Consider the following 14,584-nt stretch of genomic DNA (forward strand, 5'->3'; position numbering starts at 1 on the left):
TAGGGGGCTTACGTCATCTGGTTTGCGTGCCATCCCGCCTCCGCTTAAGCCTGAGGCGAAGGGCGGGCTGCAGCAAGGGTGATAAGCCGAGAAATCAATGAGGTTATAAAAATACTTTTTTATACATATCACGGATTTGTGCTAAAAATCGAACCTGGATTGTTGATTGTGTGCTTAGGCCAACAGCCAGCTTTTCGCATCGGCTTTCATCTTCGCTTCCAGTTCGCTGCCGCGGGTAGCAAAAATCCGTCCCAGCGGAAAACCACTCTGTTGCAGAAGATAGGCCAAAGCCGCGTATTCGCGGGGGTAAGCCAGCGCTACCGACGGGTCAATTTCAACCGGACCGAGCGGGAAGGTAAAGGTACCCATATCGTAAATGCTCTGCCGGTGAAACAATTTCCACACGCCGTCTCTTTTTTCTGCCAGATCGTAGAACCGGTTATGGCATTCACAGCCCAGATTGAGTTTGACGTTTTCAGCGATGATCATGGCGTTGGTCTCAAGAATAGCCTTGTTCCCGCTGGCATTGAAGGTGATCACGGGTGTGCCGATGAGGTGTTTGGTGCGTAGGTCAGATGCGCCCATCCGCATGGAACCGTCGACAAAATCGCTCGCCAGCCCTTCAAACCACGTAATTTCGATCGTGCCATCAGGATGAAACAGCTGACGTAGCGCGGCCCATTCACCGAGGTCGCGATGCATCCAGCCATTCACCAGATCGTTGAGTTGTTGGCGGTCTTGTTGGCGATTGTTCATAGCTTCAGCTCCTGTTAGTTGACGGCCTTCAGTTTGCGGAACGGCAGGGTTAAACTCAAATAGATAGATCTGACTGAATAATCATTTTAAATGATGAATGGGGGGTGTATGGAGTTACGTCATTTGCGCTATTTTCTGGCCGTGGCGGAGGAAGGGCACTTCGGACGCGCGGCCGAACGGCTGAATATTGTTCAACCCGCACTCAGCATGCAGATCAAAGCGCTGGAAGCGGAATTGGGCGGGGCGCTGTTTATTCGCACCAGCCGCCGCGTTGAGCTCACCGATGCCGGGAAACTGCTGCAAGCAGAGGCCCAGCGGACGTTAGACCAGGTCGAGCATACCCGTCTGGCCGTGGCGCGCTCCCTTCGCGGCGAAACGGGGCGTGTAAGGGTCGGATTTGCCGGCAATGCAATCTTCAGCGGTAAAATGATGAGCGATCTGCGTCAGTTCAGAAAACGCTACCCGGATGCGGAGGTGACGATTGAGGAGATCGGCCCGCAGCAGCAGGTGGCGGCGATTCTTGCCGGGCAGATAGATGTTGGCTACACACCCGATAATAGTACCACCCATTCACCCGGCATCACGGTATATCAGGCGGGGCGCTGGAAGATGATGGTCGCGCTGGCAGACGATCATCCGCTGGCCGCTCACGCCTGTTTGACGGTGGAGATGCTCGCCGGAGAGCCTCTGGTTCTGCATGATACTCACGATAATCATGAACAGCTTTACCTTGTGCTGGGGCAAATGCTGGGCAGCCAGTTCCATGTTGCCCATCGTTCTGGCAGTACTCTGAGCGTGCTGGCGATTGCCGCGGCGGGCCTCGGGCTGGCGCTAATTCCGGCGCCGCTGCAGCAGGTTAACATCCCGGGCCTGGTCTATCGTAGCCTTAACGCACCGGAAGTGGCGGCGAATCTGGTGATTATCGGCCGTGCAACCGAACCGGGTCGCACCGTCGCCGCCTATCTCGCCCTGGCCACCCTGTCGCACACCTAGCGGACAGGCGATCTTTTCTGTAACCCCAGCCAGAAAAACAGCGCCGCCGCGCTGATGCCCGCACCGGCCAGACAGACCGCATTCCAGCCCCAGTGCGCATAACATTGTGTCGCCACCACGGCCCCCAGCGCGCTGCCGACAGAGTAAAAGCACATATATGCCCCGACCAGGCGACTTTGTGCGTCGGGCCGTGCGGCAAAGATCAGACTCTGGTTAGTGACATGAACCGCCTGTACGGCGAAATCGAGCATGATGACCCCGATGACCAGCAGCGGCAGGGAGGTTTCGGCCCTGGCGATCGGGGCCCAGGCAAAGAGCAGTAATGCCAAAGAGACGCCGGTGACGCGCTGCGCTGCCCCGCGATCGGCCCAGTGTCCGGCCTTTGACGCGGCCAGGGCGCCAGCGATGCCCGCCAGGCCAAATAAGCCGATCTGCGTATGGGAAAGTCCCTGAGCGCTGAGCGGTAAGACCAGGGCGGTCCACAAAACGCTGAAGGCGGCGAAAATCAACAGAGCAAAGACGCCTCTGACCCGTAGCGTCGGTTCCGTCATCAGCAGGTGGAAAACCGATGTCATCAGCGCCAGATAGCTTCCAGCCATGGGCGTTTTTCTGACGGCCGGCATCGCCTGAGCAAGCACCGCGGCCAGCAACAGCATCAGGCTGGCTGCGCTGAGATATACCGCGCGCCATCCGGCAAGATCGGCAATCACCCCTGAAGTTAAGCGGGCGAGGAGAATCCCCAGCACCACGCCGCTGGTGACCATCCCTACCGCTTTACCGCGCCCGGCAGGGGCGGCCAGCGCGGCGGTACAGGCCACCACGATCTGCACAACGACCGCCATCATCCCGACAAGCGCCATGGCGCCGAGGAACATAAACCAGCGTTGTGACAGCCCGGCGACCGTCAGCGCGGTCGCCAGTAGCAACAGCTGGGTAATAACCAGATATTTGCGATTCACAAGATCGCCGAGCGGCACAATAAACAGCAGACCGACCGCATAGCCGATCTGCGTCAGGGTCACCACCAACCCGACCGTCGCGGACTGTACGCTGAGGCTTGTTGCCATTGATTCAAGCAAAGGCTGGGCAAAATAGACATTGGCGACGGCCAGCGCCGCCGTCAGTGAAAACAGGCAGGTGAGCCAGGGCGTTAACCGCTGTTCTTCCCGATTCGACTCTGCTACGCAGTACGTTAACGCCGTCTCTTCTTTCAGGCCTGGCTTCATCTTCATGGTGTTTTTCCGTATCAATTTTGGTTTCTTTTTAAAACCAGATTACTCATAATTAGACGTAGAAGTTTTTTTTTGCAACTAGTTTTGTTTGCGTTTATTCTGGCGACTGAACAATTCGCCCAGTGAAAGAAGGAGAGCCCGTATGGCGAAGCAGCAATCACTCACCGACGGTGAATGTCCTGTCGCCAGGACTCTGGAGGCAATCGGCGAACGCTGGTGCATGATGATCATTCGTGAGGCCTTTGACGATGTCCGACGCTTCAGTGAATTCCAAAAGAATCTCGGCCTGGCAAAAAACATTCTCGCCTCACGCCTGAAACAGTTGGTTAATCTGGGCGTGTTCGAGATCTGCCCGGCCTCAGACGGGAGCGCTTATAAAGAGTACGTGCTGACCGAGCGCGGTCGCGCCGCATTTCCTATCGTGGTGGCCATGCGGCAGTGGGGTGAGCGCTATATGTTTGAACGCGGAGAGGTGCATTCGGTACTGCTGGATAAGGCATCGAACCAGGTGGTTATGCCGCTGGAGGTGCGTTCTGCTGAAGGCAAAACGCTGACGCCGCAGGATTGCCATCGTCGGCGAGTGGTGAAAGGCGAGTAGCGCGGAAAGTCCGGCGCCGTCGGTAAGCTATACTCATTCCACTTTCCTGGCGCTGGCAACACGCGCGCAGAACCGGGCGATGTTCATCCCGCGAAATGAGGTCAGCTTTATGAATACTGAAATTAAAGGGGGAATTGATATTGCGATGAAGGTTCCCCCGCACCAGTATCAACAGACGCTGGATTTCTACCGACAAACGCTCAGGCTTCCGGAGATTACGGACAAAGCGCCTGCCACCGGCTTCATCCTTGGCCCAAACCGACTGTGGATCGATGAAGCGCCGGGCCTCAGTCAGGCGGAAGTCTGGCTGGAGCTGTTCACCCCCGATTTTCACGCCGCGGAAAAGCATATCGAACAGCACGGCGTCGTGCGCTGCGATGCGGTTGAGCCCTTGCCGGAAGGGTTTAAGGGGGGATGGATCATGAACCCCTGCAATATTGTCCATATGCTGCGGGAACCAGAAGCCTGGTGATTTCTCTTTGCCGATTGGTTTCCGACTGGCCACCGGCGATTATTTATCATCCCGGCCGCAGGTTACCTGGCAAATTTTCGCGAGCCGATCACGCATAAGATCACGCCCAGGGTGATCAGGATCATCAGCGGGCTGACAACTTCATGCAGGAGCGTAGCCGATAGCGTCAGCCCAAGGAATGGCTGTAACAGCTGTAGCTGGCCGACGGCGGCAATCCCACCGGCCGCCAGCCCTTTGTACCAGAATATAAAGCCGATCAGCATGCTGAAGAGTGAAACATAACCCAGCGCCAGCCAGGCGGAAGCAGAGATCTGGCTAAAAGAGGCCGGCAGGGTCAGAATGGATGCTGTCAGCATAAAGGGCAGGGAAATAATCAGCGCCCAGCTGATAACCTGCCAGCCGCCCAACACGCGAGTCAGTTTTGCCCCTTCAGCGTATCCCAGACCGCAGACCATCACCGCGGCCAGCATCAGCAGATCCCCGGTCAGCGAAACGGCGGCGTTCTGGGATAACGCAAATCCCATGACCAGCAGACTCCCCATCCCAGAGAAGAGCCAGAAAATGGGTGTTGGTCGTTCGCCGCCTCGAATCACACCGAAAATCGCCGTGGCCAGCGGCAGCAGCCCTAAAAAGACGATGGAATGCGCCGACGTCACGTGCTGCAGCGCCATTGCGGTCAGTAAAGGAAAACCGACGACCACGCCGAGCGATACCACAAGCAGAGGTAAAAGTTGGTCCGCACGCGGGCGTTTTTCCCGGTAGCCAAAAATGAGTATCATCGCCAACGCCCCGGCAATCGTTGCCCGCAGGAAGGTCAGGAAAAACGGGTCTATATCGACCACGGCGACCCGCGTGGCGGGTAAAGACCCGCTGAATATCACAACGCCGAGCAAACCATTTAGCCAGCCGGAAGCTGAACCCGGTGCCGTTTTATATGCTGTAGAATTTACCACTATGACCTCACGTTGCGGGAACACTCATTATCTTGAGCATCTGGTGAGCCGATGGTAATCTCACGCATCTGATACAATCAAATTATTGTCATGGATACATTGGATGAAAGCCCGCTATAAAGCCATCGTCGATCGGTTTGCGGCGTCGATTCGCCGCGGTGATATCGCGTCGGGGACGCGTTTGCCGACTCATCGGGATCTTTCGGCAAAGGAGCATATTTCTCTGGCAACGGCGACGCGGGTCTATGCAGAGCTGGAAGCGATGGGGCTGGTCAGCGGTGAGACCGGGCGGGGAACGTTCGTCAGAGAGATTGCGCTGCCGCCTGGTCACGGCGTCGATCAGCACGCGGTGGCCAGCGATGTCCTTGATTTGAACTTTAACTATCCGACATTACCTGGGCAGGGCGATGCGCTACGTGATGCTCTGCGACGGGTGGCCGCCGCCGGTGATATTGAATCACATTTACGCTATCAGCCTCATGCCGGCCGGCTTAGCGAACGCGAGATCATCGCCGGACATCTTGCCGGGCACCGCTTTCAGCCATCAGCGGAGAATGTGATTATCGTCAACGGCGCCCAGCATGGACTGGCTGTCGCGGTGATGGGCCTGCTCAGACCAGGCGATGTGGTGGCCGTTGACGCGCTGACCTATCCCGGCTTTAAAGCCCTGGCCGCGCTCTACCATCTCGAACTTATCGCCATACCTTCGCTGTCCGATGGTCCGGACTTCGCCGCCTTGAAGCAACTTTGCCAGAAACGAGATGTGCGCGCCGTGTATACCATGCCCACGTTACATAACCCGCTGGGCTGGGTGCTGAGCCAACGACAACGTAAAATATTGGCCGACATTGCCCGTACCCATGACCTTGTGATCATTGAAGATGCCGCGTATGCCTATCTGGCTCATCGTCCTCCTCCGCCGGTCGCTGTTTTTGCCCCGGAACGTACTCTCTACATCAACGGATTTTCCAAAAATGTGGCCACCGGACTGAGAGTCGGCGTGGTTATCTGTCCTGATGCTTACCGAGGAGCCCTGCAGAGAGCGGTCCGCGCAACGAGCTGGAACACGCCATCAATTATGACGACCCTGGTATGCAACTGGATACAGGATGGGAGCGTCGCCCGTTTTGAAATGCTGAAGCGACGGGACGCGCGCCAGCGGCAATCCGTGTTGAGAGAAGCGCTCGGGGATATTGCTTATATCGCCCATCCGGGCTCCTATTTTGCCTGGCTTCCTCTGCCGGATGAGACCAGGGCCGACCGGGTGGTCAAAGATCTGCTGGATAAAAATATTGCCGTTTCAGCGGCTGAACCATTCTGTACCTCACAAACGGTGCCTCAGGCTATCCGGATTGCGCTTGGTTCGGTGAATATCACCCATTTAAGAGCGGCGCTGCTTCAGGTCCGCGAGGCTATCGAATCGGAACAATATCGTTAGCATGGAAAAGCGCAGGGAAGGGAGATCCGGATAGGGTATCGGCGGCAGGAGAAGGGGGATGCGTGATAAATATGGTGAACCTGCTTATTTAAATCGCCATGCTACGTAGATTTTCCGCGGCTTAGAGCTGAGTCTTATTACTCTGTATCCAGAATAGGCGCCACAAGCGTTCATCCTGTCCTGACCGGGCGCATGAAGATTGAGCGCACATATAAATTTCAGCCGTTCCCTGCTATAAACGATCGCTAATATCTGCGGTTTTAAAGGATGCCACAATGATGATGCTGCAAGGTAAAGAGGGGCTTAACTCGGTTGACTGGCGGGCAATAGCAGAACTTATCGCGGCTTCCGGGCTGGGGCAACGCGATATATCGTTGCTTGAACAGGCCTTTCGCCACAGTACGTTCTGCTGGTTTGGTTTCCACAACGGCCAGCTGGTTGCGGTAGCCAGAGCGATAAGCGATCTCACCTGGTGTAGCTATCTGGCCGATGTGGCCGTAGATCCGCGTTATCAAGGGCTGGGCTATGGCCGTCAGTTAATGCAGACAATATGTGATGTGCTGTTACCCTACGGGAAAATTTTTATTTATTCGGTGCCGGATAAAACCGGATTTTATCAGCGTCACGGATTTGAATTACTGACGACGGGTATGGTCTGCCTGAGTGATGAAGCTGTAATAAGAATGCGTGAGCAGGGTTATATCAGATAAGCCGCCCGTTTGCCGACTTGCAGAATTATCTGATGTAGACAGCGACAATATATTCAAATAGTCTGACATTGCTTAGCGTGAGCAATGCGCATTATCCGAAACACACATAAAATATTTAACGGGATTATTCAGTGCATATCAACATGAAACCATGCCTATTGTCATTGCTGCTGGCGACGGCAGCCATTCCCGTCTGGGCGAAACAACCTGTTTCCCTTCACTCGCCGGAAGCACACGTCCTGTGCGATAAGTATATCTGCGCCACGGCGACAGACGGCGTTTCTCAGGCCATGACTGCGAAATATCTGGGCAAAGAAGCGGCGAAACGACTGAGTTCACAGGGGCAGTTTGACCCGACTTCGTTTACCTTTGCCGGTGGCACGTTCTGCGATATTAAGGAAAAGCTGTGCCGTGAAGACCGATATTATGGCGCGGATGGTAAACACAGCGGTGCGATTTCGACAAAATATACCCGGCTGCTGTTCGGGAAGTAAGACTTCCCGCTCACCCTTGGTGAAGGGCAGGGAATTCACGGGATGTACTCGCTGCAGCCCTGTGCTCCCTGTTCTGAACCCGCTGTATCATCTGCAAAGCGGGTCCCGAACCGTTGTTGTCGCCGCCACGTATTCCATCCGATCTGGTCTTAGGGCCAATGAGGCGCCGCTTGCCCAGAGCGTGTTCCATCCCGATCGCCTGACGGCGCGCTGTTTTCCTGAAAATACCGACGTCCTTTCATAAGGATGGCCAGGCCGATCCCGGTACCTTTAGCTATATTCTTAATACAGAACAAACGCTTTTCTCTTTCAGGAACGCAGCTTCTCTTATAGGTGTCCTATGAATAAGAAGGATATTTTCCGCTTTCATCGACCCTTATCCCGCTACTCGCATACGTTTGGTGATGAATGGTTTGCCCTGAAAGCTGAAGCATTCGCACGTTTTTTTGGTACACCAACGTTTTTGGTGGCACAAACGGTCATTGTCGTTGTCTGGATCCTTATCAATATTATCGGATGGACCCGGTTTGACCCTTATCCCTTTATTTTGCTTAATCTGGCCTTCAGTTTACAGGCGGCCTACGCGGCGCCGCTGATCCTGCTGGCACAAACCCGACAGGCTGAGCGTGACGGGGCGCACGCGTTAGCCGATGCACAGCACCGTGAAGAGCTGGCGGAAGATATAAGCCAAAGGCAGGGGCTCGCACAGCGGCAATCAGAACAGTTGATGATTTTATTGCAGCAAAATACCGAATTAACGGACCTGACGCGGCAAATGGCTGAGCGCATTGAGAAATTAACGTTGCAGCTCGCCCAACATCAGAACCTGAATATTCAATAAAACGGCCAGATGGACGGGGAATTATGGCTAATAATAACTCAGTAAGCCACAGGACATCAGGAAAGCTCATGCTGGCAGGGGGAGCGCTGGGAGTGGTTTTTGGTGATATTGGCACCAGCCCACTGTATACGCTAAAAACGATACTGCTGTTATCCGGCGATAGTCCCACTCCCGATGTCATTTTGGGTTTATTATCACTTATCATTTGGACACTTATTCTGGTTACTTCCGTTAAATATGCCATCTTCGCCATGCGTATGGATAATAATGGCGAGGGCGGAATCATGGCCCTGATGTCATTGTTGGTACATAAAGGTAAAGATAGTAAGTGGGTGACATTTTCTGCGTTGACTGGTGCGGCGCTGATATACGGAGATGGCGCAATTACGCCCGCTATTTCCGTGCTTTCTGCCCTTGAAGGGCTGAATATTATCTTTCCTGACGCACACTCTTTTATATTACCTGCCACGATAGTGATCCTGGTTACTTTATTCGCTATTCAACCATTCGGCACCGCCAAAATAGGTAAAATCTTTGGTCCGGTGATGACGTTGTGGTTTCTGGCGATTGCTGCGCTGGGGATATCGGGTATCGTCCAGCACCCGGCAGTGCTGCTGGCGATGAATCCTGCCTACGGTGTCTCCTTTTTACTCTCAAATGGGTTCAGCAGCTTCCTGGTATTAGGCGGTGTGTTTCTGTGTGTCACCGGAGCCGAAGCACTTTATGCGGATATGGGCCATTTCGGTAGAAAACCAATCTGGATGGCCTGGTTTGGCCTGGCGTTTCCGGCGTTATTACTCAACTATGCGGGCCAGTCAGCGATAATTCTTTCAGGTGCGGACATTTCACAGAATATCTTCTTCCGTCTTTGCCCACCGTTCCTGCAAATTCCACTGGTTATTCTGGCCACCCTGGCCACTATCATTGCCAGTCAGGCCATTATTACCGGGGCGTTTTCAATGACCCGACAGGCGATTCAGCTTGGCTGGTTTCCGCGCTTGCATATCAAACAAACCACCGCGGAGAGCTACGGGCAAATCTATATCGGCACGATTAACTGGCTGCTGATGATCGTTACCGTCGGTCTCGCGATTGCATTCAAATCATCAGAGAACCTCGCCGCAGCCTATGGGATCGCAGTGTCGTTGACGATGCTGATGACCTCCGGGCTGCTGTTCATGGCTATGCGGCAAATCTGGGGCTGGAATCTGCTTGCCAGTACGCTGGTTGCCATCAGTTTTCTGCTGATCGACAGCAGTTTTCTGATTGCCAATCTGGTCAAAGTCATGGAGGGCGGCTATATCCCGCTTATGCTGGCAGCCGTGGTTTGCGGCGTTATGATTATCTGGAACCGCGGCGTGAAGGCCACGTCACGCGCGATTAATGAGAAAGTGATGGATGTTGACGAGTTCTTCAAGAAAATCAACCGGCTGAAGATTCCTCGCGTACCGGGTACTGCGGTGTTTTTAACCCGTAGTCAGAATGGCGTGCCGCCGGTTATGCGCTGGCACGTCGCGCGTAACCGCGCTCTGCAACAGCAGGTCATCTCATTGACCATTGAAGTACAGAACATCCCTTATGTGGATGCGGGGAAGCGACTGGTGCTTACCGAGCGGGCACCGGGTTATCTGCAGGGCGTTGCGCATTATGGCTTTATGGAGCAACCGCATATTTCGCAGCTTCTTCATAGCGTCCCTGGACTGGCGGTTCCGTTTGTTCCAGAAGAGATCACCTGGTATCTAGGACACGAGACGATCATCGCGCTCGAGGGGCATGGCATGGTCGCGTGGCAGCGTAACTGTTTTGCGTTTATGGTGAGAAACAGCACCCACATTACCAATTACTATCGTTTGCCGGGCGATCAGGTGGTGGAAATTGGTCGGCGGGTAGCAATTTAGCGCGGTGGTAGAGAAATGGCGTTCATCCGGCGGCGGTCTTATCGGCTTCGGAGCCAGCGTTGGCGCTAAATTAGCATATTGTCAAAGCTTAGTAGAATTGTTTAATCAGCGGTTCATTAGAAAATCAGTCATCATTTTCAGTACGTTAGTCAAGGTGAGGGTGTATGGATAATGCGCGATATAAACCGGATGGCCGTAAACGATATACCACATGGTTGTGGTGCGGAATTTTGTATTTGGTTACATGGTATTGTTCGGCGGATGAAATAAACCTGTACTCAATCAATACGGGCTCATATGTTTATCATTTAACCCATAACCACGGGCAGTATACTGAGAATTTTGAAAATAACTTCATATCCGTGGAGCGAAAATTCTCTGATGATTCAAAATATAGTTTTGTGCTCGGCACAATGAAAAACAGCTTTGATGACAGATGCCTGGCTGCCGGCGTAAGAAGGGATTGGGTAGGGTGGGATAATGGCTGGGTTTTCAAGGGAATATATGGCTATGTCGGTGAGTTTTTCTTTGATGCTTTCAGTGATTGCGGCGATCATGGCTCATACCATGATTTTAAGAAAGCGACAGGAATCGGTTTTTCTCCCTATATCTATCATGGGTTCCAGTATAATTTTACATCTTATTTTGGGATGGATGTTGGCATTATCATACCGTCAGTATTTGTCATTACGGCACAGTGGAGCTTTAGATAAAATAGTCGTGAGAAAGCGTATATTTCGAAAATGACATAAGCGTTCGTTTTAGAGAAGGAGAAGCCTGTCATCAAAATGTCTAAGAGGGCCGTTGTTATGCGCTGATTTGAATAACAACGGGCGCTCTCTACCTCAATGTTTTATCCGTATAGATGGATTAATATCCCGTCATATCATCCTCCCTGGGAAGGTGGGATAATGCCCCCCCTTTAATACATTTCAGTATAGTAGTCATGGTGCTTAAATCGTTATCAAAGCCCCCGTGAGAGGTTGATTTTGTCTCGTTGCTTTGCGAATGATAGATTATCAAATTATTTCCTTTCGGCATTCCAGATTTATAAATTTCCATTCCAGCTAATGGCATATTTTTTCTTTCCTCAAATGCACGAGATACCAGATACAGCAGGGAGTGGCGGTATTTTGGCCATGGGACAGATGGCAGGCCAACAATATCATTATACTCCAGGTCATCCTGCATCATATACAGATAAATTTTATCGTTTAGCTTTATACTCCCTTTATCTGTGAGCAGAGGCTGATAATGTTCATTGAAAAAATCCACGGTGCAGGCTGGAGCCATCAAATGAATACTCTCAATACAGAGAGTATTCAGCTCAAAACGGCCGAAAGTGGTAAGTAACCTGCCCAAAACGATTGACCCGGCACTGTGTCCCACCAAATGAATTTTGATCTTTTTCACCCTGGCCTGATCCAGTTTTTTGAGCAATGGCAATAGTCCACGATAGCCGCCATCATAATCAGGGTCGCCGCTGAACGCTGCCTGAGCATCTCCTTTCATATTACGCCAGGCGCGACTCCCAGCGGCTTTTACCGGTCCTGTTTCATACATAAAATCATCACTAAAGCTGACTCCGGCAATATCTGAGGCGGCGGAAATTCCGCCAAACACTTCGCCAATAAAATCGGATGCCCACATCAGATGAAAGTTATAAATGCCGTTGCCATCAAAAATCCCCGACCTCTTCCATTTAGCAATGCGTTTGGCCTCAGCTTCCTCGGAATTAAGTCCTCCGTGAGCATAAATAACCAGATGATCAAATCCATCCCCCTTATTGCTAGTAGGCGAAAGTAATCTTTTTGCTGTCTCTTCTATTTCGAGGCCAACCGGAGAGAAGTATTTACCCGTGGTTTTTAGTTTCCCATCATCAATATTGATAAAATGACCGAGAATTTCATCCCGGGTCGGGGAAGATAAACCAAAAAGCCCAGAGGGAGCATTTGTGAACATTCTGGGGATAGCATCGAAGGCAGAGGGGGCATTCACACCGAGTTGCAAAACCCATGCATCCATCACCGTGTCGGCCCAGTCTTTGTAATCCCAGTGAGCTATGCCCTTATCTCCCCATTCCTCACCCCATGTGTTGAGGATCAGGAAACCGGTTTTGTCATAGCCAACAATGACGAACGCGTGGCCACCAAAGGGCTCACCGCCCGGAATGATGCTACCGTTTTTGACAACATACCAGTTGCTATGAATTTGCGCGGAGATATAAATAGCACCGATATCATTCAGGGCTGCGTGGTAGTGGCTAAGTTCTGGTAACAGCCGATAATAAGCACCCAACCTGATTTCACGTGCTTCTTTTGCCAGTTCATAGGTTAACGTCCAGGATTTCTTATTAGCAGGCGCGCTACTCTCCTTACAGACACCATTACGATAAAAGCCCTTAAGCCCCCCACGCAGACTGGAACCTTCATGAGGTGATTCTGCCCACTCATCATTAGCCCTGGCCATTTCATAAAGCATCCGTGCGCTGACCCGATTATTTATTAGATCATTATTGGCGGACATCAGAATATCGATATAATGCCCCAGCGCAAAACCAACACAGCTGTTATTTCTCCCTTGATCTCGAATAGTGAAGGATAGAGTCGGTTTTATTTCCGGCCTTAATACCCGCAAGTTGGGTTGGAAGAGCGTATCCCTGATATCGGGTTGGTCGGGAAGAATATCCAGTACTCTTGGATTTTTACTTCCCGGTTTGAGCTGTGTGAGGTAGTTTCTACCGCCGATAGAAACCGTGTTGGTATTTATGTTTGGGTTATTTTTCTTTGTAGGCATAGCGGACTCCAAAGGAATTTTGTTGTATTCAACAAGGAATCTCCTGAAGGGAACTCAGCCCGGATTGTTCAGATCGAACAATCTCCAAAAAGAAACACATTATCAACCGAACTGAGCAATGATGATCATAGCATCAATACCTCGTAGCGAATGACGCCTGATGCAGAAAATCATTTATAAAACCCTCTCTGCCTGCAGGCTTATCTCCGTGGCATTCGATTGAGGAACATCGTCCACTGGATAACGTTTTACCTCGCAAGCTTTGCGTTACGGAGACACAGCTCCGAATCCACTGACTTACCTCTCTGAGAACGAGTTGAAGAGCGGGGCGCCGAGAATCGTCAATTGGCGAGGATGACAGTGATTGCAATGACAAGCCGACCGAACTGAAATTTTATTAGTCAGATGCGTGATGCGCTGGTATCCCGTCTACGGGATACCAGCGCATATTTTCATTTAATGGACGGCTGGTTTTTAGGGCACAGGAGAACGACAGCGATCGTATTGGATATGGCGGCACCGGATATAAACTCTGGCCTGACCATTCATCACCAGAATGACCTGAATCGCAACAGATGTGTATAGCAATTTTATATACAAAGTCTATAATTGTGTATACGACTGCTACACATGAGGTATCTATGAAACCAGACGTTCGTGAAGCTCCGATAAACATTCGGGCGAAAACATCCCAGCGCGACCTTATCGACATGGCCGCAAATCTTGTATCTAAATCACGTACTGATTTTATGCTTGAAGTGGCCTGTCGCGAAGCTCAGGACATTCTGTTGGATCAGCGCTTGTTCCTGCTGGACGATAAGCAGTTTGCTAGTTTCATGGAAGAGCTTGACGCACCTATGACAGCGGAGCGTCAGGCACGTATTGATAACCTGATGAACCGCAAATCGCCATGGGAATGAGACCACCGGAACCACTCAGCACTGGACACAACATAGCAGAATTTTGTTGTCAGGATCAGGTTCTTAACGAGTGGTTGAAGAAGAAGGCGCTGAAGAACCACAGTACAGGCATTTCAAGGGTCTTTGTGGTCTGTGCCGAAAACACAAAAAGGGTCATCGCGTATTACAGCTTGTCATCCGGGAGCGTGCACAGAAACACAGTACCGGGGGCATACCGTCGTAATGCACCTGAAGCTGTACCGGTCATTGTTCTGGGAAGGCTTGCGGTCGATGCAGCCTGGGCAGGGAAGGGACTCGGAGCGGCACTGCTTAAGGATGCAATATACCGTACAGAACATATCGCAGTTCAGGTCGGTGTAAGGGCGCTTCTCGTCCATGCCTTGAATGATGAAGTCAGGGAGTTTTACACCAGGTTTGGATTCGAGCCCTCGATTATCAATACACTGACATTATTGTTCCCGATAAAAGTATGAAAATGATGTT

15 protein-coding genes are annotated in these 14,584 nt (G+C 51.9%); 11 read left to right on the forward strand and 4 right to left on the reverse strand.

Going from position 1 to position 14,584, the window contains the following annotated elements:
- Nucleotides 1-174: 174 nt before the first annotated feature.
- Nucleotides 175-756 carry a nuclear transport factor 2 family protein gene (locus AC236I_RS12440; RefSeq protein WP_004862091.1) on the reverse strand — a complete coding sequence of 194 codons (582 nt, stop codon included), beginning with the start codon at nucleotides 754-756 and terminating at the stop codon, nucleotides 175-177.
- Nucleotides 757-864: 108 nt separating this feature from the next.
- Between AC236I_RS12440 and AC236I_RS12445 the strand changes: the two genes are divergently transcribed.
- Nucleotides 865-1,749: a LysR substrate-binding domain-containing protein gene (locus AC236I_RS12445; RefSeq protein ID WP_048023589.1), complete on the forward strand. Its 885-nt coding sequence runs from the start codon at nucleotides 865-867 to the stop codon at nucleotides 1,747-1,749.
- Here AC236I_RS12445 and AC236I_RS12450 read toward each other — a convergent pair.
- Nucleotides 1,746-2,981 (reverse strand): MFS transporter, encoded by a 1,236-nt coding sequence (locus AC236I_RS12450; protein ID WP_048023587.1) that lies wholly within the window; start codon nucleotides 2,979-2,981, stop codon nucleotides 1,746-1,748. The two genes, AC236I_RS12445 and AC236I_RS12450, sit on opposite strands and share 4 nt — an antisense overlap.
- Before the next feature lie 142 nt (nucleotides 2,982-3,123).
- On the opposite strand from AC236I_RS12450, the gene AC236I_RS12455 reads away from it, so the two are divergent.
- Nucleotides 3,124-3,579: a winged helix-turn-helix transcriptional regulator gene (locus AC236I_RS12455; RefSeq protein WP_015584318.1), complete on the forward strand. Its 456-nt coding sequence runs from the start codon at nucleotides 3,124-3,126 to the stop codon at nucleotides 3,577-3,579.
- A gap of 109 nt (nucleotides 3,580-3,688) precedes the next feature.
- The gene (locus AC236I_RS12460) at nucleotides 3,689-4,051 is read left to right on the forward strand and encodes a glyoxalase/bleomycin resistance/dioxygenase family protein (protein ID WP_044023608.1); all 363 of its coding nucleotides are present in this window, start codon (nucleotides 3,689-3,691) and stop codon (nucleotides 4,049-4,051) included.
- Between the two features lie 62 nt (nucleotides 4,052-4,113).
- On the opposite strand, the gene AC236I_RS12465 is transcribed toward AC236I_RS12460, so the two are convergent.
- The gene (locus tag AC236I_RS12465) at nucleotides 4,114-5,004 is read right to left on the reverse strand and encodes a DMT family transporter (RefSeq protein WP_044351621.1); all 891 of its coding nucleotides are present in this window, start codon (nucleotides 5,002-5,004) and stop codon (nucleotides 4,114-4,116) included.
- 103 nt (nucleotides 5,005-5,107) lie between these two features.
- On the opposite strand from AC236I_RS12465, the gene AC236I_RS12470 reads away from it, so the two are divergent.
- The 6 genes from AC236I_RS12470 (at nucleotide 5,108) to AC236I_RS12495 (ending at nucleotide 11,098) form a co-directional block, all read left to right on the forward strand.
- Nucleotides 5,108-6,442, forward strand: a complete 1,335-nt coding sequence (locus tag AC236I_RS12470; RefSeq protein WP_100663662.1) for an aminotransferase-like domain-containing protein — start codon at nucleotides 5,108-5,110, stop codon at nucleotides 6,440-6,442.
- 275 nt (nucleotides 6,443-6,717) lie between these two features.
- A complete protein-coding gene (locus tag AC236I_RS12475) occupies nucleotides 6,718-7,152 on the forward strand; it encodes a GNAT family N-acetyltransferase (protein ID WP_015584322.1) in 435 nt (144 codons plus the stop codon).
- A gap of 143 nt (nucleotides 7,153-7,295) precedes the next feature.
- Complete coding sequence (locus tag AC236I_RS12480; RefSeq protein WP_032724357.1) at nucleotides 7,296-7,646, forward strand: YcgJ family protein; 351 nt, start codon at nucleotides 7,296-7,298, stop codon at nucleotides 7,644-7,646.
- Between the two features lie 340 nt (nucleotides 7,647-7,986).
- Nucleotides 7,987-8,487, forward strand: a complete 501-nt coding sequence (locus tag AC236I_RS12485; RefSeq protein ID WP_004862067.1) for a DUF1003 domain-containing protein — start codon at nucleotides 7,987-7,989, stop codon at nucleotides 8,485-8,487.
- A gap of 68 nt (nucleotides 8,488-8,555) precedes the next feature.
- A complete protein-coding gene (locus tag AC236I_RS12490) occupies nucleotides 8,556-10,385 on the forward strand; it encodes a potassium transporter Kup (protein ID WP_404943822.1) in 1,830 nt (609 codons plus the stop codon).
- Between the two features lie 164 nt (nucleotides 10,386-10,549).
- A complete protein-coding gene (locus tag AC236I_RS12495; RefSeq protein WP_004862054.1) occupies nucleotides 10,550-11,098 on the forward strand; it encodes a hypothetical protein in 549 nt (182 codons plus the stop codon).
- A 157-nt stretch (nucleotides 11,099-11,255) separates the two neighbouring features.
- Here AC236I_RS12495 and AC236I_RS12500 read toward each other — a convergent pair whose 3' ends face one another.
- Nucleotides 11,256-13,181 carry a C1 family peptidase gene (locus AC236I_RS12500; protein ID WP_487608822.1) on the reverse strand — a complete coding sequence of 642 codons (1,926 nt, stop codon included), beginning with the start codon at nucleotides 13,179-13,181 and terminating at the stop codon, nucleotides 11,256-11,258.
- A gap of 641 nt (nucleotides 13,182-13,822) precedes the next feature.
- Between AC236I_RS12500 and AC236I_RS12505 the strand changes: the two genes are divergently transcribed.
- Complete coding sequence (locus AC236I_RS12505) at nucleotides 13,823-14,101, forward strand: type II toxin-antitoxin system TacA family antitoxin (protein ID WP_015584326.1); 279 nt, start codon at nucleotides 13,823-13,825, stop codon at nucleotides 14,099-14,101.
- Nucleotides 14,092-14,574 (forward strand): GNAT family N-acetyltransferase, encoded by a 483-nt coding sequence (locus AC236I_RS12510; protein ID WP_097357840.1) that lies wholly within the window; start codon nucleotides 14,092-14,094, stop codon nucleotides 14,572-14,574. Before AC236I_RS12505 ends, AC236I_RS12510 begins: the two co-directional genes overlap by 10 nt.
- The last annotated feature ends 10 nt before the right edge of the window (nucleotides 14,575-14,584 follow it).

This window comes from Klebsiella sp. Sb-30 (assembly GCF_057652795.1).